A 25,075-nucleotide genomic window follows, 5' to 3' on the forward strand; every position below is an offset into this window, starting at 1 on the left:
GCGCTACCGAGCCCCGTCGGGCACGAAGGCCGAGCCCCGCTCCCGGTCGAGGAACGTCTCGGACTTGTTGCGCAGGCAGAAGACGTAGACGAGCAGCGAGATGAAGATCGTCACCGTGACATAGGCGATGAACCACGGCACGTGGCCGGAGCTCTTCGCCGCCTGGTAGATCAGCGGAGCAGTGCCGCCGAAGATCGAATTCGCCAGTGCGTAACCGATTCCCACGCCGAGCGCGCGGATGTGCGAGGGGAACAGCTCGGCCTTCACCAGGGCGTTGATCGAGGTGTACCCGGTGATGATCACGTAACCGATGCACAGCATCGACAGCGACGCGATCGCGACGTGGATGTCCGGCAGGAAGGTGATGAGGAAGTACGTGTAGATCGTGCCGCCGACGCCGAAGAACACCAGCATCGGTTTCCGGCCGACCTTGTCGCTGATCATCCCGCCCACCGGCTGGATCACCATGAGGAAGACGAGGCCGACCAGGTTGACCCAGGTGGCCGCCATCGCCTCGTCCTTGAACGCGGTCTTGACGATCGCCGGCGCGTTCACGCTGTACACGTAGAACGCCAGTGTGCCGCCCATCGTGATGAGGAAGCACAGCAGCAGCTGGCGCCAGTAGCCACCGAGCAGCTCGCGCATCGTGCCCGACGAGGTGTCCTCCCCGTCGCGAACGGCCGCCAGCTGCTCCTCCGACAGCGATTCGTCCATCGTCCGCCGCAGCCAGAAGACCACGATCGCGGCGATGCCCCCGAGGAAGAAGGCGATGCGCCAACCGAAGTCGGACACCTCATCCTTACTGAAGAACGAGAGCAGCACCAGCAGCGTGAACTGCGCCAGCACGTGGCCGCCGACGAGCGTGACGTACTGGAAGGACGAGAAGAAGCCGCGCCGTTCCCGGGTCGCCGCCTCGGACATGTACGTCGCGGACGTGCCGTACTCGCCGCCGGTGGCGAAGCCCTGCACCAGGCGGCACAGGATGAGGATGACCGCCGCCGCCACGCCGATCGTCTCCCTGCCCGGCACGATCGCGATGACGAACGAGCACGCCGCCATCAGGGAGACGCTCATGGTGAGCGCGGCGCGGCGCCCACGCCGATCCGCGAAACGGCCGAAGAACCACGAACCGACCGGCCGCATGACGAAGGTGACGGCGAAGATCGCGTAGACGTAGATCGTCGAGTTCTTGTCGGCCTTGTCGAAGAACTGGCTCTCGAAGTACGTGGCGAACACGGTGTAGACGTAAACGTCGTACCACTCGACCAGGTTGCCCGAACTGCCGCGCAGCGTGTTCCACACCGCGCGGCGCGTGGCGGCCCTGGACGACACCGGGGCCGCGGTGATCGGTTCGGTCATTCGATTCTCCCGCGCTAGACAGCGTCGGCGGAGCGGCCCGTGCTCCGATGACCGAGGGCTGCCACCGCGATCATCAGTGCGAGCATGGCGGCCGCCACCACCGCGAACACCCATACGCTGCCACGAGCGTCGAGGATCGGAAGCAGAATGAACGGAAGAAACGCGGTGACCAGTTTGGTCAGCGAGTAGGCCGCGCCCGCCGCCGTGCCGCGGATCGCCGTGGGGTACGAGTCCGCGAGGTACACGTGGTAGGCGTTCGAGAACAGGTTGGACGCGAGCGTGTAGAGGAACCCGGCGAGCACGATCTGCGCCGGACTCCCGGCGAACCCGAACCACAGCCCGAAGCACGCCATCAGCCCCGCGGAAGCGATGACCAGGTGCTTGCGCTCGATCCGCTCCACGATCGGCAGAGCCAGCGCCGCACCGAGCGGGTAGCCGATGTACGAGAGCGCGACGAACAACAGCGACGTCTGCACCGAATACCCCTTCGCCACCAGGACCAGCGGCGCGATCGTGCCGAAACCGTAGTAGCCGAACACCTCCAGGGCGGAGACGGTCCACAGCATGACGGTCCGCCTGCGGTACGGCGCGCGGAAGAGCGCGCGGATCGAGATCGACTGCGAACGCACCGGCCTCAGGCCCGGGTCCGGCTCCGCGAGCACCCGCCCCTCCTCGACCGCCTGCGCCTCCAGCCGGCGCACGATGGCGTCGGCCTCGTCGTACCGGCCCTGCGCCTCCAACCACCGGGGCGACTCCGGCAGGCCCCGCCGCACCGCCCACACGAACAACGAGCCGAACGCGCCGAAGACGAACAGCAGCCGCCAGCCCTGGACCTCCATCGATCCCACCTCGAACACGTGCGGCGTCAGCCACCGCGCCGCGAACCCCACCACCGGGACGCCGAGGAACGAGACCACGTACGCCAGCGAGATGTACTTGCCGCGCACCTTCTTCGGCAGGATGTCCGAGAGGTACGAATCGGCCAGCGCGAACTCACCGCCGATCCCGATGCCCGCGACGAACCGGGTGAGCACCAGGAACGCCGCGTTCGGGCTGAACGCGCCGGCCAGCGACATGGCCGAGTACAGGGCCAGGTTGATCATGAACGCGGTGCGTCGCCCGTACCGGTCGGCCAGCCTGCCCATGAACAACGCGCCGATGAACTGTCCGATGAACGCCGACGCGAGCAGGAGCTTCAGCTCGTCGGGGCCGAGGGCGAACTCCTTCTTCAGGACCGTCGCGATGGTGGCCGCGAGGAAGTTCTCGTACTGGTCGAAGAACAGCCCGAGCCCGATCACGCCCACAGCTGCGAAGTGCAAGCGGGTCATCGGAAGTCGGTCGAGGCGCGCCGCTATCGACGGTGCACCCGTGGCTGGCGTGCTCATTCTTGAAAGATACTTCGAAGTACGAATTCTTGCTGCGCCGGGAGACGGAAATGACTCTGGCACTCTAAGGCGGAGAGTGCTAATTTCGGTGATGCACAGTTGGTGCTGCCCGCCAGGGTGGCGGGCAGCCTGGAATCACGGGAGGTGTTGGCTGTGCTGAAGTTCGATCCGTACACCGAGCTCGACGACCTCGCTCGGGGACTGCTCACCGCTGACCGGAGGACGGGTTCCGCCCGCTCGCCGCGCTTCATGCCGATGGACCTGTACCAGGTGGACGACCACTACGTCCTGACCGCCGATCTTCCGGGCGCCGATCCCGGTTCGATCGACGTGAGCGTGGAGAACGGCGTCCTCGCCCTCTCCGGTGAACGATCGACGATGTCGGACACCGGCGTTCGATGGATGACCAGCGAGCGCTTCTCGGGGATCTACCGCCGGCGGGTGGCGCTGGCCGACGACGTGGATCCCGCGGGGATCACGGCGCGCTACGACAACGGCGTCCTCACCGTGACGATCCCCGTCTCCGAGCGCGCGAAACCGCGCCGGATCCCCGTCGAACAGTCCGACGACGAGCCGATGTGCGAGCAGCGCGCGGTGAAACCACCACCGGAACTCACGGACAAGGACCCGTCGACCCCCTGAGGAGGTATCGATGACCGACACCGATCCGATCCCGTCCGCCGACCCCGCCGACGTGCAGGAGCAGGCGACCGTCATCGACCTCGCCGCCGCGATCGAGGACTACCCCTGGGTCCGGCGTGACGAGGTGCTCACCGTGGCGGGCCGCACCTTCCTCCTCTGACGCCGCCCCGGCGGGGCGACGGATTCCACCCGGCTCGGGGCCGGCCACGCCCGGCCCCGAGCCCGTACCACTGCAAGGCACTGACGAATGAGGACACCCGACCGACTGACCACCACCATCACCACCACGACGCCACTCCCCACCGCCGACGGCTCCTCGGTCGTGGGCGAGGTGGAGATCGCGAGCACCTGCACCCGCGACGGCCGGGCGAGCACGCTGTGCCGCACCGCCGGCGCGGAGACCTGGCATCCCGTCCCCCGCGGCGCCGCACTGCTGGAAGACCCGTCGCACCTGCCGTTCCACCATGCGACGACCATCTCGCGCCTCGTCAGCGGCGACAGCATCCCGCACGGCGACGTCCGTCCGAAACAGGCGCGGACCCGGCCGGCGGGACGCCGGGCGGCGCACGCCCGGGCCCCGGAGACGATCGCTCTCCCGGAGGGCCTCGACGGGGCGCGCCGCCACGGCGCCGCGACCGCCGCCCGCGCGGGGTAGCGCCGATCCCGGAGGTACCGCCGGGCCGCGCGCCCGGCGGTACCCTGGTGCCGTGCGCACCGCCATACCCGCCTGGGAGCCCGCGGAGGCCACCGCGCCGGACCCCGCGCCCGAACCGGCGCTCGCCCGCGCCGCCGCCGTCCTGCGCGGACGCCGCGTCCTCGCGCTCACCGGCGCGGGCATCTCCACCGCGTCGGGGATCCCCGACTACCGCAGCCCGGACGCGCCCCGTCGCACCCCGATGACGCTGCAGCAGTTCCTGGGCTCCCCGGAGTTCCGCCGCCGGTACTGGGCCCGCAACCACCTCGGATGGCGGCACATGGACGCCGCCCGGCCGAACGAGGCGCACCGCGCGCTGGCCCGCCTGCCCGGCGTGACCGGCGTCATCACCCAGAACGTGGACCTCCTGCACCTCAAGGCCGGATCCCGCAGAGTGGTGGACCTGCACGGCAACTACGCCCAGGTGCGCTGCCTGTCCTGCGACGCGCGCATCAGCCGGCACCGCCTGCACGCGGTGCTCGCGCCGCTCAACGAGGACTTCACCGCCCGGATCGCCGGCCGCGGCGCGCTGGAGGTGGCGCCGGACGCCGACGTGGTGATCGAGGACACCACCGACTTCACCATGATCGACTGTGCCCGCTGCGGCGGCATCCTCAAGCCGGACATCGTGTACTTCGGGGAATCGGTCCCCAAACCCCGTGTGGCACGAGCCTTCACGATGCTCGACGACGCCGAGGCCCTTCTCGTCCTCGGCACGTCGCTCACCGTCATGTCCGGCCTGCGATTCGTGCGGTACGCGCACAAGCACGGCAAGCCGATCGTGATCCTCAACAGGGGACGCACCCGCGGCGACGAATTCGCCACGGAGAAGATCGATGTCGACGTGGCCGCCGGCCTCGAAGCCCTCGCCGCACCATCCGTCGAACCCCCACCAGGAGGTAGCCCGTGACCGACGCCCAGGACCTGACCCTCGCCGACCAGGCGCGACTGCTCACCGGAGCCGACTTCTGGACCACCGCCGCGGTTCCCGAGGCCGATGTGCCGCCGCTCGTCCTCACCGACGGCCCGCACGGCGTCCGCCGGCAGGTGGGGGCCTCGGACCACCTCGGGCTGCACGCGTCGGCACCCGCCACCTGCTTCCCGCCCGCCGTCGCGGTCGGCTCCAGCTGGAACCCGGAGCTCGCGCGCCGGATCGGCGAGGCCGTTGCCGCCGAGGCCCGCGCGCTCGGGGTCACCGTGGTACTCGGCCCCGGTGTCAACATCAAGCGCCACCCGTTGTGCGGCAGGAACTTCGAGTACTACTCGGAGGATCCGCTCCTCGCCGGGACGCTCGGCGCCGCCCACGTCGCGGGGCAGCAGGCCCGCGGCGCCGGCGCGTCCGTGAAGCATTTCGCGCTCAACAACCAGGAGACCGAGCGCATGCGGATCGACGTGGACGTCGACGAACGCACGCTCCGCGAGATCTACCTCCCCGCGTTCGAGCGGATCGTCACCGAGGCCTCCCCCGCCACCGTCATGTGCTCGTACAACCGCATCGACGGCACCTACGCCTCCGAGAACCACCGGCTGCTGACCGGGATCCTGCGCGACGAGTGGGGATTCACGGGCCTCGTGGTCTCCGACTGGGGCGCGGTGCACGACCGCGTCGCCTCCCTCCTCGCGGGCCTCGACCTCGAGATGCCGCATTCGCCCCGCAGCGCGGACCAGGTGGCCGCCGCCGTCGATTCCGGGGCGTTGGACCGCGCGGTCGTCGCCGCGTCCGCGCAGCGGGTCCTGGACCTGGCGCGCTGGGCACCGTCGGACACCGAACCCGAGCCCGACCTCGACGAGCACCACCGGCTCGCGCGCGAGGCCGCGGCCGAATGCGCCGTGCTGCTCCGCAACGAGGGCGCCGTCCTGCCGCTCGCACCGGAGTCCGGCGACACCGTGGCAGTGATCGGCGAACTCGCCCGCACCCCGCGCTACCAGGGAGGAGGGTCGAGCCACATCAACGCCACCCGCGTGGACGTCCCGCTCGACGAGATCACCGCGCGCGCCGGATCCCGCGGCGCGGGCGTGACTTTCGAGCCCGGGTACACACTCGACGGCACGACCGACGCAGCCCTGATCGAGCGGGCCGTCGCGGCCGCCGCCGCGGCCGGCACGGCGGTGGTCTTCGCCGGCCTCACCGAGTCCGAGGAGTCCGAGGGCTTCGACCGCGCGGACATCGCCATCGCGCCGGGCCAGGTGGAGCTCGTGCGCGCAGTGGCCGCGGCCGCGCCTCGCACGGTCGTGGTGCTCGTCGGCGGCGGGGTGGTCGAGCTGGAGCCCTGGCACGACGACGTCGACGCGATCCTCGACGCCTTCCTGCTCGGCCAGGGCGGCGGCGCGGCGCTCGCGGACCTGCTGTTCGGGCACGCGGACCCGTCGGGGCGCCTCGCGGAGACCGTGCCCCGCAGGCTCGAGGACACCCCCGCGTTCGGTGCGTTCCCCGGGGAGCAGGGCACCGTCCGCTACGGCGAGGGCGTCCTGGTGGGGTACCGGTGGTACGACACCCGCGACATCGCGCCCCGGTACCCGTTCGGGCACGGCCTGAGCTACACCAGGTTCGAGACAACGGGCCTCGAGGTCGCCGCCACCGGCCCCGACACCGCGAGCGTCCGGGTCACCGTCACCAACAGCGGGGGCCGCGCCGGAAAACACGTCGTACAGGCGTACCTCGCCACCGACGCCGGGCCCGTCGCGAGGCCTCGCCGATCCCTCGTCGCGTTCGCCAAGCTCGCCCTCGAGCCCGGCGAATCCGCCACCGTGGACCTGCCGCTCACCCGCCGCGCGTTCGCCTATTACGACGTGCCCCGCGCCGACTGGGTGGTGCCCGGCGGCGACTACCGGGTGGAGATCGGCCGCAGCAGCCGCGACATCGAGCTCTCCGAATCCCTCACGCTGGACGGCGACGCCCTGGAGGTGCGGCTCGATCTGGACTCCACGATCGCGGAATGGGCCGCACACCCCGAGTCGGGTCCGGCGTTCCGCGAGGCCCTCGCCTCCGCGGCCGGAGGTGCGGGCGTGGACCAACTGCTTGAATTGGCCGGGTCCATGCCGCTCGGCAAGGCACTCGACATGCTGCCCGGGCCCGACGGTGCCGACGCCCGGGCTCGGCTGGAGGCCGTGCTCACCGCGCACTGACCGCGCGCTCTGCTGTCAGCGGATCGAGAGGGCGGCGGCGGCGCGGCGGCCGTAGGGTTCGGGCATGGACACGCGCGACGACGGTGGGGCCCTGTTCCGGCACGAACTGGGCGCTCACCTGCGCCGCCTGCGGCACCATCGCGGTGAGCGGCTCGCCGATACGGCCCGCCGGGCGGGGATCTCGCCGCAATACCTGTCGGAGATCGAGCGCGGCCTCAAGGACCCGTCCAGCGAGATGCTCGCCGCCGTCGCGGGCGCACTGCGGAGCGACGTCGGCGACGTGGTCGTGGAGGTCGGGCACCGCCTCCGTGTGCGGCGCCCCGCGCCCGTCCGGCTGCGCGTGGTCGACGCCGCGGCGGGGGCCGCCGGCCCGCCGCGCGCCCGCGGAATCCAGGCCCGCGGGCCGGCCCTCGCCGCCTGATCACCGCTCCTCGAGCACCTCGTCGATCAGCCCGTAGTCCACCGCCGCCGCCGGGGTGAACACCCTGTCGTGGTCGGTGTCGCGCCGCAGCTGCTCCGCGGCCCGGCCCGTGTGCCGCGCCAGGATCTCCTCCATCTGCGCGCGCACGCGGATCACCTCGTCGGCCTGGAGGATCAGGTCGGGTATCGCTCCCCTGCCCTGGGCGGCGGGCTGGTGCAACACGACCCGCGAATGCGGCAGCGCCGCGCGCCGGCCCGCTGCACCACCCGCGAGCAGCAGCGCGCCGACCGCGACCGCCTGCCCGACGCAGGTCGTCGCCACGGCGGGCCGGATGAACCGCATCGTGTCGTAGATCGCGAGCGCGGCACTGGGATCGCCTCCCTCGCAGTTGATGTAGAGCTGGACCTCGGCGTCGGCGTTATCGCTGGCGAGGAACAGCAGCTGGCCGACGATCGCGTTGGCGACACCCGCGTCCACAGCGGTGCCGAGGTACACGACCCGCTCGGACAGCAGGTGCGAGTAGACGTCGGTGATCCGCTCGCCGTCCGGGCGTCGGTCGATGACGTTGGGAATCGTGTAGGTGCTCATCGGATCGCCCCCGCCGGCTCGAATCCGGCGCGACGACGCCGGCCGGGCACTATCTCCTCGAACGACGCCACGATCTCGTCGATGAAGCCGTACTCCCTGGCCTCCTCCGCGGTGTACCAGCGGTCGTGCAGCGAATCCTCGAAGACCTGCTCGAGTGGCCTGCCGGTGTCCTCGGCGATGAGGCCGAGCACGGTGTCGCGCGTGTGCCGCAGGTCGCCCGCCTGCAGCTCGATGTCGACCGCCGTGCCGCCGATCCCGGCGGATCCCTGGTGCATCAGTACCCGCGCGTGCGGCAGCGCCCTGCGCTTACCGGGCGTACCGGAGGACAACAGGAACTGCCCTGCGCTGTAGGCGATCCCGAGCACGAGGGTGGACACGTCGGACGGTATCAGCCGGATCACGTCGCGGATCGCGAGCATCGCCGGGACCGAACCGCCCGGCGAATGGATCCACAGGGCGATCTCGGCCTCGCTGTCCGCCGCCAGGGAGAGGAGCTGGGTGGCGAGCAGCGCGCCGTTGTCGTCGTCGAGCGGGCCGTCGAGGACGACGACCCGCTGGTCGTACAACTCGCGGCGCACGCGTTCGTTGAATCGGGGGATGGTCGTGTTCTCACTCATGTACCCATCGTGGGCCCGGCCGCTCCCCTGCCGCCTCCGAATCCGCCTGCAGCGGAGCCGCTCACAGCAGCGCCGCCCGGAGCGGATCTGCTCCGAGCGGCGCCGGTGAGGGTGGTTCTGCGGTCAGTCCGCGGCGTACGCGGGCTCGCTGCGGAAGCGCGAGACGCGGCCGTTGATGCCCAACGCGCGCCACAGGACGCGCGAGACCGGATTCATCAGCTTGGTCTTGTCCGCGAGCAGGCGCACGTCGCCGAACACCTCGCGCTTCATGGCCTGCGACTCGGGCGAACGCCAGTACATCTCCTTCCACACCTCCCGGGGGATGTCGAAGCGGCGGCGGAACTCGCGGGGCGGCACCGCGATCGCGGTGAGCAGCGAGCGCATGACGAGCGGGAGCGCCAGCGACAGCAGGAAGCGCGGGAACGCGCCGCGGGTGGGAATGCGGTGCTCCAGCAACTGGTGCGCGAACGAGATGTGGCGGGCCTCCTCGGCCACGTGGATCTGCATCACCGCGGTCATCGTGGGGTGCTGCTCGATCCCCGACCGCAGGAACTGCTTCTGCACGTGATCGATCGGCTCCTCGCCACCGAGCACGCCCATGTAGAAGATCATCGGGAACGTCGTGGCCGCCAACGGGATCAGAGGCGAGATGCGGCGGAACCACCACGGCCCGCCCGGGACGTCCATGCCGATCCGGTTGACGAACTCCTGGAACATCAGCGTGTGCTGACACTCCTCCTTCGCCTCGTGGGTGGCGTACCGGAACTCCGGCGAGTTGTTCGGCTGCACCGCGGTGTACTGCATGATGCCGCGGATCAGCACGGATTCGAACTGCAGGCCGACCTTGGCCACGTTCGCCTGGCGCCACATGCCCATCTCGATCTGCTTGGCGCGCGGCTGCGCCTGGTACCACTCGGTGCGGCCGATCGGATCGAAACGCGAGTCCAGGATCCACCGCGGGTCGTCGGGCGTGACCGCCAGCTCCGGCGAATCCCAGTCGATGTCGACGTAGGGATCGAAGTTGCGGTGCACCGACGCCTCGGACAGGTCCGACAGCAGCTGCTCGTACTCCGCCTGACCCTCGAACGCCTGGCCCCGGGTACGTCCCATGTGCGTGATGTGCAGCGCCACGTCGACCTCCTGATACTCGGTGACACACTCCTCAACAAAATGTACCACGCTATGGACAAACTGGGCCTGTCTGTATGAAAGCCCAGGCCACAAGCTGATAGTGTCCGCGTCGACTGATGGGACCTGCGGTCCCATGTAACCGCATCGAGGAGAAGCCACCGTGGCCAAGACGTACGTGATCGGCGTCGGCATGACCAAATTCGAGAAGCCCGGCGCCCGCGATTGGGACTACCCTGCGATGGCGGCGGAGGCGGGAACCGCGGCGCTCCAGGACGCCGGGATCGACTACCGCGAGATCGAGCAGGCGTACGTGGGCTACGTCTACGGCGAATCCACGTCGGGGCAGCGCGCCGTGTACGAGCTCGGCATGACCGGCATCCCCGTGATCAACGTGAGCAACAACTGCTCCACCGGCTCGACCGCGCTGTTCCTCGCGACCCAGGCCGTGCGCAGCGGGCAGGCCGAATGCGCTCTCGCCCTGGGCTTCGAGAAGATGAAGAAGGGCTCGCTCGGCACCACCTTCGACGACCGCGAGCAGCCCATGATGCGCCACCTGATGGCGCTCTCCGAGCTCCACGAGCTCGCGATGCCGCCCGCCCCGTACATGTTCGGCGCCGCCGGCAAGGAGCACATGGACCGGTACGGCACCACAGCCGAGCAGTTCGCGAAGATCGGCGTGAAGAACCACCGGCACTCGCAGAACAACCCTTACGCGCAGTTCCAGGACCCGTACACCCTCGACGAGGTGCTCGCCTCGAAGCCCATCTACGGCCCGCTGACCAAGCTGCAGTGCTCGCCCACCTCGGACGGCTCCGGCGCCGTGATCGTGGCGAGTGAGGCGTTCGTGGAGAAGCACGACCTGGCCGCGCAGGCCGTCGAGATCGTGGGCCAGGCGATGGTCACCGACCTCCCCGGCACGTTCGAGGACAGGAGTGCGATCACCCTCGTGGGCGCCCAGATGACCCGGACGGCGGCGCAACGCGTCTACGAGCAGGCCGGCTTCGGCCCCGAGGACGTGGACGTCATCGAACTGCACGACTGCTTCTCCACCAACGAGCTCCTCACCTACGAGGCACTCGGGCTCTGCGCGGAGGGCGAGGGCGGCGGGCTCGTGGACGCCGGCGACACGACCTACGGCGGGCGCTGGGTGGTCAACCCGTCCGGCGGCCTCATCTCCAAGGGACACCCGCTCGGCGCCACCGGCCTCGCCCAGGCGAGCGAACTCACCTGGCAGCTGCGCGGGACCGCGGACCGTCGACAGGTCGACGGCGCGACGGTCGCCCTGCAGCACAACATCGGCCTCGGCGGCGCGGTCGTCGTGACCGCGTACCGCCCCGCCGAACACTGAACCGCCCGAGCCCACCCGCACAGACCAGGAGCACAACCATGACCACGATCACCCACACCGCGGCCGCGGACGTCCCCGTCGCGACCGCGTTCGCCCACGTCGCCGACTACCGCACCGTCCCCCGCTGGTTCTTCGGCATCACCCGGTTCGTGCCGCAGGGCGAGAAGGACTACGGCCTGGGCGCGACCTACGATTCGGAGGTGAAGATCGGCCCGAAGGCCATCGGCTCGGTCGTCGAGGTCACCGAGTTCGACGAGGACCGACTCATCACCCTCACCTCGATCGCGGGGTTCAGGACGTCGTCGCGCTGGCAGTTCCGGAGCGTCGACGGGGACCGCACCGAATTGGCCGTCGAGTTCACCTACGAACTCCCGGGCGGTCTCGCGGGCAAGGCCCTCGGCAAGCTCATCGAGCCCTTCGCCGCGCAGGCGGTCAAGGCGAGCGAGGCGTCGCTGCGCGAGCAACTCGAGGGCGTGGCGCCGTAGAACGCGCTCAGCGCACGGGCACCAGATCGTCGGCGTGCACGACGGGCCGCCGCAGCCCCTCGGGCAGGTCGACGGTCCCCTGGCCCAACATCTCCTCCAGCTCGGAGTGGTCGTAGGCGACGACGCCACGGGCCCGGATGCGGCCCTCGGTGTCCAGCAGGTTCACCACGTCGCCGCCGGAGAAGCCGCCCGCGACGGCGGTGATGCCCGCGGGGAGCAGCGATCGGCGGCGGTCCACCACGGCGGCCACGGCGCCGTCGTCGAGCACGAGGTCGCCGTGCACGTCGGCGGCGTGCCGCACCCAGAACCGCCGGGCGGACAGCCGCGTGGCGCGCGGCCGGAAGACGGTGCCCACATCCGCACCGTCGAGCGCCCTGCCCGCGAGCGCGGCGGCCGTCAGCAGCACCGGGACGCCGGCGTCGGCCGCGAGCCGGGCGGCCGACAGCTTGGACGCCATCCCGCCGGTGCCGAGCGCGCCGCCCGATCCGGCGACCACGCCGTCCAGGTCCTCCGGGCCGTCGACCGACGCGATGAGCGTGGCGTCGCCCTTGCGGGGATCGCCGTCGTACAGGCCGTCGACGTCGGAGAGCAGGACCAGCGCATCCGCGCCGGTGAGGTGCGCGACGAGCGCCGCCAGCCGGTCGTTGTCGCCGAACCGCACCTCGTTCGACGCCACCACGTCGTTCTCGTTGATGATCGGCACCGCGCCCAGCGTGCGCAGCCGGTCCAGCGTGCGCTGCGCGTTCGCGGCATGCACCCGCAGACCGATGTCGTGCGCGGTGAGCAGCACCAGGGAGACGATCCGCCGGTAACGCGCGAAGGACGCGCCCCACGCGTTGGCGAGCTGGAGCTGCCCCACGGAGGCGACGGCCTGCTTGGTCGCGAGGTCGGTCGGGCGACGTTTGAGGCCGAGCGGCGCCATACCGGCGCCGATCGCGCCCGAGGAGACGACGATGACCTCGGTTCCGCGCTCGAGCCGGCCGACGATCGCGTCGGTCAACGCGTCCAGGCGGTCCGACGCCAGGCCGTGTTCGAGGTCGGTCAGGGCCGAGCTGCCGATCTTCACGACCAGCCTGCGCGCACCCGCGACCACCGCGCGCATGTCGCCCGGCAGGAGCTCCGCGGCGTGCGCGCCGGAGGATCGCGTCACTCGTCGTCCTCGTCGTCGTCGCTCGCCAGGCCGCGCCGGACGTCGTGCTGGCGGCGGCGCTCCGCGGCGCCGACGCGCTCGTTGCGCTCGAGCCGGATATCGGTTCCGCGGCCGGTGACGGGCACGTCGTCGATGGTGCCCAGCGTGGGCTCCCAGTCGAAGCAGACGTCGCCGATGGTGACGGGACAGCCGGGCTGCGCGCCCTGCTTGACCAGTTCCTGCTCGACGCCGAGCCGGTTGAGCCGGTCCGCGAGGTAGCCGACCGCCTCGTCGTTGTCGAACTGGGTCTGCTTGATCCACCGCTCGGGCCGGGGGCCCCGGACGATGAAGCCGCCCGGCTGATCGGGGTCGGCGACGACCTCGAAGCCGGACTCGTCGATGGCGATCGGGCGGATGACGGGGCGCCGCGCGACGGGGGTGCCGCGCTCGGCGCGATCCTGATCCACCAGCTTCGCGAGCGCGAACGTGAGCTCACGCAAGCCCGTATGGGCGACCGCGGAGATCACGAAGACGGGCCAGCCGCGATCCTCGAACTCGGTGCGCACCATCTCGGCGAGCTCCTCGGCGTCCGGCACGTCGGCCTTGTTGAGCACCACGACCCGCGGCCGCGAGGACAGCTCACCGAGGCCGGTGTCCGCGGCCAGCGCCGGCTGGTACGCGGCCAGCTCGGCTTCGAGCGCGTCCACATCGCTGATCGGATCGCGACCGGGCTCCAGCGTCGCGCAGTCCACGACGTGCACGAGCACGGCGCACCGCTCGAGGTGGCGCAGGAAGTCCAGGCCCAGGCCGCGCCCCGTCGACGCGCCGGGGATGAGCCCGGGCACGTCGGCGACGGTGAAGGTGGTCTCCCCCGCGGAGACGACGCCGAGGTTGGGCGCGAGCGTGGTGAACGGGTAGTCCGCGATCTTCGGTTTGGCCGCGGACAGCACCGAGACCAGAGAGGACTTACCGGCGGACGGGAAGCCCACCAGGCCGACGTCCGCCACGGACTTGAGCTCGAGGACCAGATCGCGGGTCTGCCCCTCCTCGCCGAGCAGCGCGAAGCCCGGCGCCTTGCGCGCCTTGGACACCAGGGCGGCGTTCCCGAGGCCACCGCGGCCGCCCTGCGCGGCGTCGAACGTGGTTCCGGCGCCCACGAGGTCGGCGAGCAACCGGCCGTGGGTGTCGAGGACGACGGTGCCGTCCGGCACCTTGAGCACGAGGTCCTGGCCGGACTTGCCCTCGCGGTTGCCGCCCTCGCCCGGCTTGCCGTTGGTGGCCTTGAGATGGGGGCGGAAGTGGAAGTCCAACAGGGTGTGCGCCTGCGGATCGACCTCGAGGATCACGGAGCCGCCATTGCCGCCGTTGCCGCCGTCGGGACCGCCGAGCGGCTTGAACTTCTCACGGTGGATGGACGCGCAGCCGTGCCCACCGTTCCCGGCCGTGACGTGCACGGTGACCCGGTCGACGAACCTGGACATGCGCTCCTCCTCGTGATGTGACTTGCTGGTTCAACGAAAAACGGGCAGGGACTCTTCCATGGAGTCCCTACCCGCTCTCGTCAATGCTTGGTGCTGCCGCGGATCAGGCCTCCACGGCGACCGGCACGATGTTGACCGTCTTGCGGCCACGCTTGGTGCCGAACTCGACGGCGCCCGCCGCCAGGGCGAACAGGGTGTCGTCGCCGCCGCGGCCGACGCCCACGCCCGGGTGGAAGTGGGTGCCGCGCTGGCGGACCAGGATCTCGCCGGCGCTGACCTGCTGGCCACCGAACCGCTTCACGCCCAGTCGCTGGGCGTTCGAATCACGACCGTTGCGCGAGCTGGACGCGCCCTTCTTGTGTGCCATCTGGCTACTCCTCTAACTCGAGTCTGTCGGTAGGTTGGTGCGCCGTCAGGCGATCGCGGTCACCTTGAGGACCGTCAGGTTCTGCCTGTGGCCCTGGCGCTTGTGGTAGCCGGTCTTGTTCTTGTACTTGTGGATGCGGATCTTCGGGCCCTTGACGTGCTCGACGACCTCGCCGGTCACCGAACGCTTCTCCAGGGCCGCGGAGTCGGTGGTGAGGTCCGCACCGTCGACGACCAGAGCGACGGGCAGCTCGACGCTGCTACCGGGCTCGCCGTCGATCTTCTCGACCTTCACCAGGTCGCCGACGGCGACCTTGTACTGCTTGCCGCCGGTCTTGACGATCGCATACGTGGCCATCTTCGGGCTTACCTCTTCTTACACATCTCGTAGTTCAGCGCGCGCCAGGTGCGCGGCTCGTATCACGCGGGGGTTCCGGAGCCGCGCACGCAAGGGCGCGTCACCGAAAAGCGACCTTCCCAGGGTACGGGAACGCCGCGATCAGGGTCAAACCGGCTGGTCCGCCTTGTCGGCACCGTCACCAGCAGCGGCGGGACCGGCGGGCCGGGCCGCCGCGCGCCGGCGGGCCCGCTTGCGTGCCGGTTCGGCCGCGGTCTCCCCGGCCCCGTTCGCCGACGGGGCGGCGGGAGCGGTCTCGGGGGCGGCCTCGCGAGCGAGGTCCACCACGATCGTCTGCGCGGACGCCGAGGTCGTCGTGGGGGCCTTGCGGGCGACCCGGCGCCGCCGCGGGGCCGACGGTGCGGCCTCGGGCTCCGATGCCTCGGGCTCCGGCGTCGTCGGGACGTCGGCCTGCGGAGCGGCCTTCTCAGTGGCCGTCGTCTCGGCGGCCGTCTTCTCGGCGGCCGCCTTTTCGGTGGCGGCCTGCTGGGCCGGAGTCCCCGCTGCCTCCCCCGCCGGCTTCTGCTCGGCCTCCGATGCGGCGGCCTGCGCCGCCTTCTCGGCCGCGGCGCTCGCGCGCTGCGCCCTCCGCTCGGCCGCGCGGGCCTTCTGGCGCTCGGCCCGAGTGGGTTCGGCGGCGTCGGCGGACCCGGCGGCGTCGGCGGTGTCGGGCGCCGGATTCGTGGACGCGGTGCCGCCCTCGGCGTCGGCCGGCCGCTCGCCGTGTTCGTCGTCCTCGTGGTGCGCGGCCATGGCCTTGAACATCGGGTGCTCGCCCTTGTGGGCCGGCTTGTCGTCCTTGGTCGCGGGCTGCGCGCCCCCGTCGGACTTGGAGCGCTTGCGCTTCTTGCGGCCGCCGCCCTCGGACTTGTCGCCCGAACGGCCGGAGTCGTCTCCGCCGCCGTTCGACTCGACCGGGGCCTCGTGCACGATGATGCCGCGCCCGCCGCACGCCTGGCACGGGGTGGAGAAGGCCTCGACGAGGCCGGTGCCGATGCGCTTGCGGGTCATCTGGACCAGGCCGAGCGAGGTGACCTCGGAGACCTGGTGGCGGGTGCGGTCCCGCCCGAGAGCCTCGGTGAGGCGACGCAGCACCAGATCACGGTTGGACTCGAGCACCATGTCGATGAAGTCCACGACGATCATGCCGCCGATGTCGCGCAGGCGCATCTGCCGCACGATCTCCTCCGCGGCCTCGAGGTTGTTCCGCGTGACGGTCTCCTCGAGATTGCCGCCGGAGCCGGTGAACTTGCCGGTGTTCACGTCGACCACGGTCATGGCCTCGGTGCGGTCGATCACCAGGGTGCCGCCGGACGGCAGCCACACCTTGCGGTCCATGGCCTTCGCGAGCTGCTCGTCGATCCGGTAGGTGGCGAACACGTCCGGCGCGTCGGCGTGCGCCTTGTCGAACCGCTCGACGCGGGTCATCAGATCCGGGGCGACGGTGGAGACGTACTTCTCCACGGTGCCCCAGGCCCGGCCGCCCTCGACGACGAGCTTGCTGAAGTCCTCGTTGAACAGGTCGCGGACCACCTTGACCAGGAGGTCGGGTTCCTCGTAGAGGGCCTTGACGCCCTTGGCCTTCGAGGCCTCCTCGATCTCCGCCCACTGCGCCTGCAGCCGCGACACGTCGCCCGCGAGCTCCTCGGCGCTGACACCCTCGGATGCGGTGCGGATGATCACGCCCGCCTCGGCGGGAACGATCTCCTTGAGGATCTCCTTGAGGCGCTTGCGCTCGGTGTCCGGGAGCTTGCGCGAGATGCCCGCGGAGCCTCCGCCCGGCACGTACACCAGGAAGCGACCGGCGAGCGAGATCTGGGTGGTCAGGCGGGCGCCCTTGTGCCCCACCGGATCCTTCGAGACCTGCACCAGCACCTGGTCGCCCGGCTTGAGCGCCTGCTCGATCTTGCGCGCGTTGCCGTCCAGGCCCGCAGCGTCCCAGTTGACCTCGCCGGCGTACAGCACGCCGTTGCGGCCGCGGCCGATGTCGACGAACGCCGCCTCCATGGAGGGCAGAACGTTCTGCACGCGGCCCAGATAGATGTTGCCGACCATCGAGGCCGAGCTCGACGACGTCACGAAGTGCTCCACCAGCACGCCGTCCTCGAGGACCGCGACCTGGGTGTAGTCCTGCGGGTGCGGCACGGTGTGGCCGTCCTGGCCCTCCGACGGGGCGACGCCGGTGCGCTCGCGCACCACCATCACGCGATCGACGGCCTCACGGCGCGCGAGGAATTCCGATTCGGTGAGGATCGGCGGCCGGCGGCGCACGGTGTCGCGGCCATCGCGGCGGCGCTGGCGCTTGGCCTCCAGGCGGGTCGAGCCGCTGATACCGCGGACCTCGTCGCGCCGGGACTTCTGCCGCGGCTCGCGCTCGTGCACCACCGTGTTGGGCGGATCGTCCGACGAGCCGTTGTCCGCGTCCTCGCCTCCGCCCGCACGGCGGCGCCGACGCCGGCGACGGCGCCGCGAGCCGCCGTCGGTGACGTCCTCGACGTCGTCGCCCTCGGCCTCGCCGGAACCGTCGGACTGGTCGCCCGACGCCTTGTCGTTCTTCGCCGCCCCGTCGTTCTGGGGCTCGGCGCTCTTCTCGGGCTTGCCGTTCTCGTTCCCGTCGCCCTTGGCGCGGGTCTCGCCGGACTCGGGCTGATCCTGACCGTCCTGGTCTTCGGCGTTCTCACCGCGCCCGCGGCCCCGGCCGCGGCGCCCGCGGCGGCGGCGACGGTTACCACCGTTCTCGTCGTCGCCCGCGCTCTCGGCGGAATCGGGCTTGGCGTTCTCCGGGTCGGTCGCCGCCTCGTCCGTGTCGGTCCGGGCGTCCGAGGACTCCCCGGTCGCCGGCTCTCCGGCGGCGGGCTCCTCGGCGGGGACCCGCTCGGCCTTCGCAGGACGCGCCGCCCTCGCGGGCGGGTCGACCTTCTCGGGCTGGAGGAAGAGCGGCATGGAGGCCTCGACGGCCTGGTTCCTGCCCTCGGCGGCGTGATAGGCCTCGCCGGCACCGGCGGGCTCCGAGAAGAGAGTCGGTGCGCTCTCGTCGGGTCGCTTCTCCGCAGCGGACTTCTTCGGCGCCCGCCGCGGCTCCACCGGCGCGTCGGCGACCACGGTCTCCTCGACGGTGACGCTCGCCTCGGTTTCCGGCGCGGCCTCGGGCTCGGGCGTCTTCGCGGGCTCCGGGACATCGCCGGATGCGGCCTGCTCGGCGATGTGGTCGCGCACGCGCTCGGCGGCGCTGCGGTCGATGCTGGAGTGCGCGCTCCGCGCGACGAAGCCCAACTCACCGAGGTGCGCGAGCACCTCCTTGCTGGTCAGCCCGAGGAGCCGCGCCAACGCGTGTACGCGCAGCTTCTGCGGGAACTCCTCACGAGCTTCGTTGTTCTGTTCTTCCGGCGACGTGTTGTCGGCCACTCAATCTCCTACCGACCCCCGGGCGCGATCGAGTGCGTCGCGGCCACGCGGGGGCGTGTTCGTGTGGTGCGGGCGAAGTCTCCTACCGCCCCACGTTTGTCAAGGTCTGCACGTGTCTCGTGCTGGCGCACGCTCGCTCGCAGAGTCGACGGGCAAGCCGGGCCGGTCAGCGCTGCGCGGTTGCGCGCGCCGACGTGCGTCCGCACTCATCATCCCACACCGGACACCGGTCACGGAAAAGTATCGGGCCCGCACCGCGCGGAACGCGCGGGCGGGCCCGTGAGGACAGGGGTCGGAGGGGATTCCTCCGCAGGTCAGGAGAGGCCGGGGAACCAGAGGGCGATCTCGCGCTCGGCGGACTCCGGCGAGTCGGAACCGTGCACGAGGTTCTCCTGGGTCTCCAGACCGTAGTCGCCGCGGATGGTGCCGGGCGCCGCCTTCTCGACGGGGTCGGTGCCGCCCGCGATCTGGCGGAACGCGGCGATCGCACGGGGCCCCTCGAGCACCGCGGCCACGACGGGGCCCGAGGTGATGAACTCGAGGAGCGAGCCGAAGAACGGCTTCTCCTTGTGCTCGGCGTAGTGGCCCTCGGCCACTTCGGTGGAGACGTGCTTGAGTTCGAGGGCCGCAATGGTCAGCCCCTTCTTCTCGATGCGCGCCAGGATGTCCCCGGTGAGGCCTCGCCGCACGCCGTCGGGCTTGATCAGAATCAGAGTCCGCTCAGTCACGGGCAACAGCGTAACGGCAACACCCCGCGCCGCGTTCCGAGCGTCGGATTTTCCCACCCGACGAGGTGGAGTCCTACCTCGGACCGTCGTCGAACCCGAAACTCGGAACGGTCATTCCGTGATGGGCTCCTGGCCCTGCAGGCGCCCCTCGGCGATCCGCTTCTTCACGTCGCGCTCGATGTAGACGATGTACGCCCAGACCATCGCGAACACCACACCCACGGAGCCGATGCCCCAGTGCACGGCGAAGCCGGCGATCACCGCGAGCTGCAGGGCGCAGAACGCGGGGATGGCCCACGGCTTCTTCACCACCATGCAGCCGGCGAACATGAGGGCCGCCAGGATCAGGACGTAGGCCACCTTGAGCGCGGAGAGCCCCGGCGACAACTTGATCACCACCGGCAGCGCCAGCAGGATCACGATCATCTCGAGGATCAGCGTGCCGGAAAGGATGCCGCGGAAGCTCTTCCACGGATCCTTCGCGGGCGGGGTGAACCGGGGAGCGGGCCCGGGGGTGTCCGTCACTGGGGTTCCTTCCCGAACAGCGAACGCGCGGCGCCCGCGGTGACCACGGAACCGGTGATGAGCACGCCCACGCCGGACGCGGGCCCGTCCTCGGCGTCCGCGTCCTCGTCGGCCAGGGCGATCGCGGTCTCCACCGCGTCGACCATCGTGGGCGACGTGGCGACCCGGTCCTCACCGAAGATCTCCTCGGCGATGGTCGCGAGCCGCTCGACCTCCAGTGCGCGCGGCGAGCCGTTGTGCGTCACGACCACGGTGTCCAGCACGGGTTCGAGCGCCGTGAGCACGCCGATGGCGTCCTTGTCCGCGAGCACGGAGACCACGCCGATCAGCGTGTGGAAGGCGAACTCCGTCTCGACGGTCCGCGCCAGGGCCTGCGCTCCGTGCGGGTTGTGCGCGGCGTCGATGAGCACCGTCGGCGCGGTGCGGACGCGTTCCAGGCGGCCCGGCGAGGCCACCTCGGCGAAGCCCTGGCGCACGATGTCCAGGTCGAGCTGATGGTCGGCGCCGGCGCCGAAGAACGCCTCGACCGCGGCGAGCGCCGTCGCCGCGTTGTTGGCCTGGTGCTCGCCGTGCAGGGGCAGGAAGATCTCGTCGTACGTTCCGCCGAGGCCCTGCAACGTCAGCTGCTGGCCGCCGACGGCGACGCGGCGCTCGGTCACCGCGAACTCGGAGCCCTCGCGAGCGACGGCGGCGTCCGCCTCGACGGCCTTGCGCAGCAGCACCTCCATCGCCGCGGGCTCCTGCTTCCCGACCACCATCACGGTGTCCTTGGGGATCAGCCGCTCCGGGGAGTGCTTGACGATGCCCGCCTTCTCCCCCGCGATGCTCGCGAGGTCGGGGCCCAGGATCTCCACGTGGTCCAGCCCGATCGGGGTGATGACGGCGACCTCCGCGGTCACCACATTGGTCGCGTCCCAGGTACCGCCTAGTCCCACTTCGACCACCGCCACGTCGACGGGGGCCTCGGCGAACGCGGCGAAGGCCATGGCGGTGAGCACCTCGAACTTGCTCATCCGCGGGCCGCCCCCGGCCTCGGACTGCTTGTCGACCATCTCGATGAACGGTTCGAGCTCGCGGTAGACGTCCACGTACTGCCGGGCGGTGAGCGGCGCACCGTCGACGGCGATGCGCTCGGTGGCGAGCTGCAGGTGGGGGCTGGTGATCCGGCCCGTGCGACGGGAGAACGCGAGCAGCAGGGAATCGATCATCCGCGCCGTCGAGGATTTGCCGTTGGTACCCGCGATCTGGATCGACGGGTACGCGTCCTGGGGCGAGCCGAGCAGCTGCATCAGCGCCGAGATCCGGGTGAGCGAGGGCTCGATCCGGGTCTCGGGCCAGCGTTCGTCGAGCTCCGCCTCGACCTGCGCCAGCTCGGCGAGGTCGTCGGGGTCGGCGGCGAAGGCGGGTACCGTCACGCGCCCCCACCCAGCTGCGCGATGCGCGCGGTGAGCCGCTCGACCTCTTCCTGCGCGACGGTCCGTCGCGTGCGGATCTTCTCGACCACGGCGTCGGGCGCCTTCGCGAGGAAGGCCTCGTTGCCGAGCTTGGCCGACGTGCCGTCGAGCTCCTTCTGCGCTGCCTTGAGGTCCTTCTCCAGGCGGGCCCGCTCCGCGGCCAGGTCGACGGTGCCCGACGTGTCCAGTTCGACGGTGACCGTGCCCCCGTCCAGGCGCACCTCGACGGACGCGGTGGCCCCGAAGCCCTCCTCGGGCGGGGTGAGCCGGCACAGGCTGGTCGCGGCGCCGACGAGCCCGCTGAGGCCGGCCTCGTCGATCCCGGTGAGCCGCGCGGCGACGCGCTGGCCGGGCTTGAGCAGCTGGTCGCTGCGGAACCGGCGGATCTCGGTGACCAGCCGCTGCAGGTCCGCGAACCGGCGGGCGGCCTCGAGATCCGGCTCGGCGGGCGCCCAGTCGCGCGACGGCCAGTCGGCGACCACCAGCGATTCCTCGCCGGTGAGGGCCTTCCACAGCACCTCGGTGACGAACGGCATGGTCGGGTGCAGCATGCGCAGCACCACGTCGAGCGCCTTGCCCAGCACCAGGCGGGTGTTCTCCGCGACGGCGGCGTCGTCCCCCTGCAGCTGCAGTTTGGCCACCTCGAGGTACCAGTCGCACAGCTCGTCCCAGGCGAAGTGGTAGAGCGCCTCGCAGGCCTTGCCCAGCTCGTTGGCGTCGAACGCGGCGTCGGCCTCGGCCTGGACCGCGGCGAGGCGGTCGAGGATCCAGCGGTCGGCGTCGGTGAGGTCCGTGAGATCGGGCAGGTCCCCGACGTGCGCCTCGTTCATCAGCGCCAGCTTGGTGGCGTTGAACAGCTTGGTGGCGAACTTCTTCGACGAGGCCGCGGCGTCGGCCCCCACGTTAAGGTCGGCGCCGGGGATGGTGCCGCGGGCCAGGGTGAAGCGCAGGGCGTCGGCGCCGTACTCCTCGACCCAGTCCAGCGGGTCGATCCCGTTGCCCTTGGACTTGCTCATCTTGCGGCCGAACTCGTCGCGGACGAGGCCGTGCAGCAGCACCTCGTGGAAGGGCACCTTGCCGGGCGCGCCCGGCTCCTCGCCGACGAAGGTGCCGAACATCATCATCCGGGCGACCCAGAAGAAGATGATGTCGTAGCCCGTGACCAGCGTGGACGTGGGATAGAACTTCTCCAGGTCCGCGGTGGAGTCCGGCCAGCCCATGGTGGAGAACGGGAACAGGCCCGAGCTGAACCAGGTGTCGAGGACGTCGGGGTCCTGCTCGTAGCCCTCGGGCGGGGTGTCGTCGGGGCCGCAGCAGACCACGTCGCGGTTGCCGTCGGCGTCGGCCGGGCCGTACCAGACGGGGATCCGGTGCCCCCACCACAGCTGCCGGGAGATGTTCCAGTCGTGCATGTCGTCGACCCAGGTGAAGAACCGCGGCGCCATCTGCTCAGGGACGATCACGGTGTCGCCGTTGCGGACGGCGTCGCCCGCGGCCCTGGCCAGCCGGTCCACCTTGACCCACCACTGCATCGACAGGCGCGGCTCGATCGGCTCACCGGAGCGCTCGCTGTGGCCGACGCTGTGCCGGTACGGGCGCACCTCCTTGACGATGCGGCCCTGTTCGGCGAGGGCCTCGCGGATCGCCTTCCGGGCGACGAACCGGTCCATGCCGTCGAACGGCGTCCCGGTGCCCACGATGTGGGCGGTCTCGTCCATGATCGTCGGCATCGGCAGGTCGTGCCGCTGGCCGATCGCGAAGTCGTTGGGGTCGTGTGCGGGAGTGATCTTCACTGCGCCGGAACCGAATTCGGGATCGACGTAATCGTCGGCGATCACCGGGATCCGGCGGTCGAGGAACGGGTGCTCGAGGCTGTTGCCGATGAGGTCGCGGTAGCGCTCGTCGTCGGGATGGACCGCGATCGCCGTGTCCCCGAGCATCGTCTCAAGGCGGGTGGTGGCGCACACGATGTGCGGCTCGTCGTCGTTCATCGAGCCGTACCGGAAGGACACGAGCTCCCCGTCGACCTCCTTGTGGTCCACCTCCAGATCGGAGATGCCGGTCTGCAGCACCGGCGACCAGTTCACGAGGCGCTCCGCGCGGTAGATCAGGCCCGCGTCGAACAGCTGCTTGAAGATGGTCTGCACGGCGCGGGAGAGTCCCTCGTCCATCGTGAACCGCTCGCGCGACCAGTCGATCCCCACGCCGATGCGCCGCATCTGGCCGGTGATGTTGCCGTGGCTGGCCTCCTTGAAGGCCCACGCCCGCTCCAGGAAAGCCTCGCGGCCGATGTCCCGGCGGCTGGTGCCCTCGGCGGCGAGCTGCTTCTCCACCAGGGACTGCGTGGCGATGCCGGCGTGATCGGTACCGGGGAGCCACAGCACCTCGAAGCCCTGCATGCGCTTGCGCCGGCACAGGGCGTCGGTGATGGTCTGGTCCAGGGCGTGACCGAGGTGCAGGCTGCCGGTCACGTTCGGGGGCGGCAGCACGACCGAGAACGCGGGCTTGGGCGAGCGGTTGTCCGCCGTGAAGTATCCGGCGTCGACCCAGCCGTTGTAGATCTCGCCCTCTACCGCGCCCGGCTCCCAGGCGGCGGGGAGTCGGTCGGCGGCGGCGTTCTGCGGCTGAGTAGTCACCCCACGATTCTAGTCAGCGCATCCGGGCGCGTTTCGTGGGGCGTACGGGGTATCGGTCGTCACGCCACGTCGGTCGACGACGCCGACCACGTGTTGCACCGCGCCACCCTGTTCGTCTGGTACCCGGTGTCCCACCAGCCCTGCGAATGCGCGAGGGTGCCGTGGGTGCGGTCCGGGTCCCCCGGGCGGTCGCCGCGCTGCTGGTCGTCGTACGCGGTGCGGTAGTCCGAGCGGGTGAACTGGCCGCCGGTGTCGCTCACGGACGTGACGAACAGCCCGGAGAAGCACTGGGCCTCGAGCTCGGTGCGGCGCGACATCTCGAGCCCGCGCGCCGAGCTGCGGCCGTACTGGAGTTCCAGCCGGGTGCTGGCGCGCAGGATCCCGGTCACCAGCTGTACGTGGTGGCCGTACTCGTGGGCGAACACGGACAGGTAGATCACCGGCCGGTTGCCGTAGCGGGACACCTGAAGGCCGGCGGGCGGCATGTAGAGCGTCTCGTTGGCCGGGCAGTAGAACGCGGCGACGTTCTCCGAGGCGAGGTCGGTCGTTCCGCACGGCGAGGTCTGCACCGTGCCGGACGGCACGACGACGGTGGGCTCGCGGTAGGTCATCCCCGCGGCGGTGATCGCCGCACTCCACGCGCGGTCGAGGCACGGGGCCACGCTGTCGAAGAACCGCTTCCCTGCTGCGCTGTCCGACGGCCACCCGCTCGCGGAACACGGCTGGCGCTGCAGGCCGCGGTTCGCGTCGCCGAAAAGCGGGTTCCCTTGCAGGGCTGCCGTTCCCGAAGGGGTCGCCCCGGCGGAGCTCAGCGCACTGGTAGTGGTGGTCGCGTCGCTGGTGGTGGCCGGCTCGGTCGTGGTCGCCGCGGCGGAGGTGGTGGTCACGGTCGCGGTCACCGGGGCGCCGCCGGCCCGCGTCGAATCCCGGCCCGAGAGGTACACGACGGCGGAGCCGAGGATGACGGCGACGAGAACCACGATCGCCACGAGCAGGATCGCCACCCACGGCCCGCCGTTCGACGACGCCGGGGGTCGCGGCGCCCAGGCCGGCTGCGCGTAGGGCGACGGGACCGGCGGCCGGTACGGCCCCGCGACCGGAACCGACCACTGGGCGGGCGGCACCACACGCGGGGGCGCGGCGGGGGCGGCCGCGCGG

At 71.0% G+C, this 25,075-nt stretch carries 23 protein-coding genes; 8 read left to right on the top strand and 15 right to left on the bottom strand.

Going from position 1 to position 25,075, the window contains the following annotated elements; all coding sequences use genetic code 11:
• Positions 1–3: 3 nt before the first annotated feature.
• Positions 4–1,359, bottom strand: coding sequence for an MFS transporter (locus BN39_RS16805; RefSeq protein ID WP_019203607.1), 1,356 nt, complete (start codon positions 1,357–1,359; stop codon positions 4–6).
• Between the two features lie 14 nt (positions 1,360–1,373).
• Positions 1,374–2,744 carry an MFS transporter gene (locus tag BN39_RS16810; protein WP_040768160.1) on the bottom strand — a complete coding sequence of 457 codons (1,371 nt, stop codon included), beginning with the start codon at positions 2,742–2,744 and terminating at the stop codon, positions 1,374–1,376.
• Between the two features lie 153 nt (positions 2,745–2,897).
• On the opposite strand from BN39_RS16810, the gene BN39_RS16815 reads away from it, so the two are divergent.
• From BN39_RS16815 to BN39_RS16835, 6 genes are all read left to right on the top strand, one after another.
• A complete protein-coding gene (locus BN39_RS16815) occupies positions 2,898–3,386 on the top strand; it encodes an Hsp20/alpha crystallin family protein (protein WP_019203609.1) in 489 nt (162 codons plus the stop codon).
• 10 nt (positions 3,387–3,396) lie between these two features.
• Positions 3,397–3,546, top strand: coding sequence for a hypothetical protein (locus BN39_RS23550; RefSeq protein WP_019203610.1), 150 nt, complete (start codon positions 3,397–3,399; stop codon positions 3,544–3,546).
• Positions 3,547–3,633: 87 nt separating this feature from the next.
• Entirely contained in the window at positions 3,634–4,041 is a 408-nt protein-coding gene (locus tag BN39_RS16820; protein WP_019203611.1) for a hypothetical protein, read from the top strand.
• Positions 4,042–4,093: 52 nt separating this feature from the next.
• A complete protein-coding gene (locus tag BN39_RS16825; RefSeq protein ID WP_019203612.1) occupies positions 4,094–4,990 on the top strand; it encodes a Sir2 family NAD-dependent protein deacetylase in 897 nt (298 codons plus the stop codon).
• Complete coding sequence (locus BN39_RS16830; RefSeq protein WP_019203613.1) at positions 4,987–7,206, top strand: glycoside hydrolase family 3 C-terminal domain-containing protein; 2,220 nt, start codon at positions 4,987–4,989, stop codon at positions 7,204–7,206. Before BN39_RS16825 ends, BN39_RS16830 begins: the two co-directional genes overlap by 4 nt.
• Positions 7,207–7,270: 64 nt before the next feature.
• Positions 7,271–7,627, top strand: coding sequence for a helix-turn-helix domain-containing protein (locus BN39_RS16835; protein WP_019203614.1), 357 nt, complete (start codon positions 7,271–7,273; stop codon positions 7,625–7,627).
• Here the strand turns inward: BN39_RS16835 and BN39_RS16840 are convergent, their stop codons facing one another.
• From BN39_RS16840 to BN39_RS16850, 3 genes are all read right to left on the bottom strand, one after another.
• On the bottom strand, positions 7,628–8,215 hold the full coding sequence (locus BN39_RS16840) for a ClpP family protease (RefSeq protein WP_019203615.1): 588 nt from the start codon (positions 8,213–8,215) through the stop codon (positions 7,628–7,630).
• On the bottom strand, positions 8,212–8,832 hold the full coding sequence (locus BN39_RS16845; protein ID WP_019203616.1) for a ClpP family protease: 621 nt from the start codon (positions 8,830–8,832) through the stop codon (positions 8,212–8,214). The genes BN39_RS16840 and BN39_RS16845 overlap by 4 nt, the downstream gene beginning before the upstream one ends.
• Before the next feature lie 123 nt (positions 8,833–8,955).
• A complete protein-coding gene (locus BN39_RS16850; protein WP_237741725.1) occupies positions 8,956–9,942 on the bottom strand; it encodes a diiron oxygenase in 987 nt (328 codons plus the stop codon).
• A 181-nt stretch (positions 9,943–10,123) separates the two neighbouring features.
• Here BN39_RS16850 and BN39_RS16855 point away from each other — a divergent pair, with 181 nt between their 5' ends.
• Entirely contained in the window at positions 10,124–11,311 is a 1,188-nt protein-coding gene (locus BN39_RS16855) for a lipid-transfer protein (protein WP_019203619.1), read from the top strand.
• 38 nt (positions 11,312–11,349) lie between these two features.
• Positions 11,350–11,796: an SRPBCC family protein gene (locus BN39_RS16860; protein ID WP_019203620.1), complete on the top strand. Its 447-nt coding sequence runs from the start codon at positions 11,350–11,352 to the stop codon at positions 11,794–11,796.
• A gap of 7 nt (positions 11,797–11,803) precedes the next feature.
• Here BN39_RS16860 and proB read toward each other — a convergent pair whose 3' ends face one another.
• The 10 genes from proB to BN39_RS16910 all read right to left on the bottom strand — a co-directional run.
• Positions 11,804–12,898, bottom strand: a complete 1,095-nt coding sequence (gene proB, locus BN39_RS16865; protein ID WP_040768569.1) for a glutamate 5-kinase — start codon at positions 12,896–12,898, stop codon at positions 11,804–11,806.
• A gap of 44 nt (positions 12,899–12,942) precedes the next feature.
• Entirely contained in the window at positions 12,943–14,406 is a 1,464-nt protein-coding gene (gene obgE, locus BN39_RS16870) for a GTPase ObgE (protein ID WP_019203622.1), read from the bottom strand.
• Between the two features lie 103 nt (positions 14,407–14,509).
• Positions 14,510–14,773, bottom strand: coding sequence for a 50S ribosomal protein L27 (gene rpmA, locus BN39_RS16875; RefSeq protein ID WP_019203623.1), 264 nt, complete (start codon positions 14,771–14,773; stop codon positions 14,510–14,512).
• Positions 14,774–14,818: 45 nt separating this feature from the next.
• Positions 14,819–15,130, bottom strand: coding sequence for a 50S ribosomal protein L21 (gene rplU / locus BN39_RS16880; RefSeq protein WP_019203624.1), 312 nt, complete (start codon positions 15,128–15,130; stop codon positions 14,819–14,821).
• A gap of 147 nt (positions 15,131–15,277) precedes the next feature.
• Complete coding sequence (locus BN39_RS16885; RefSeq protein ID WP_019203625.1) at positions 15,278–18,574, bottom strand: translation initiation factor IF-2 N-terminal domain-containing protein; 3,297 nt, start codon at positions 18,572–18,574, stop codon at positions 15,278–15,280.
• Positions 18,575–18,888: 314 nt separating this feature from the next.
• On the bottom strand, positions 18,889–19,302 hold the full coding sequence (gene ndk / locus BN39_RS16890; protein ID WP_019203626.1) for a nucleoside-diphosphate kinase: 414 nt from the start codon (positions 19,300–19,302) through the stop codon (positions 18,889–18,891).
• A 111-nt stretch (positions 19,303–19,413) separates the two neighbouring features.
• Positions 19,414–19,827: a DUF4233 domain-containing protein gene (locus BN39_RS16895; RefSeq protein WP_019203627.1), complete on the bottom strand. Its 414-nt coding sequence runs from the start codon at positions 19,825–19,827 to the stop codon at positions 19,414–19,416.
• Positions 19,824–21,242 carry a folylpolyglutamate synthase/dihydrofolate synthase family protein gene (locus BN39_RS16900; RefSeq protein WP_019203628.1) on the bottom strand — a complete coding sequence of 473 codons (1,419 nt, stop codon included), beginning with the start codon at positions 21,240–21,242 and terminating at the stop codon, positions 19,824–19,826. Before BN39_RS16900 ends, BN39_RS16895 begins: the two co-directional genes overlap by 4 nt.
• Entirely contained in the window at positions 21,239–23,917 is a 2,679-nt protein-coding gene (locus BN39_RS16905) for a valine--tRNA ligase (RefSeq protein ID WP_019203629.1), read from the bottom strand. Before BN39_RS16905 ends, BN39_RS16900 begins: the two co-directional genes overlap by 4 nt.
• A 59-nt stretch (positions 23,918–23,976) precedes the next feature.
• Positions 23,977–25,075: neutral zinc metallopeptidase (locus BN39_RS16910; RefSeq protein ID WP_159103259.1), on the bottom strand; the 1,099-nt coding region annotated here is incomplete at its 5' end.

The sequence above is a fragment of the Tsukamurella sp. 1534 genome (assembly GCF_000312385.1).
Classification (GTDB): Bacteria; Actinomycetota; Actinomycetes; order Mycobacteriales; family Mycobacteriaceae; genus Tsukamurella.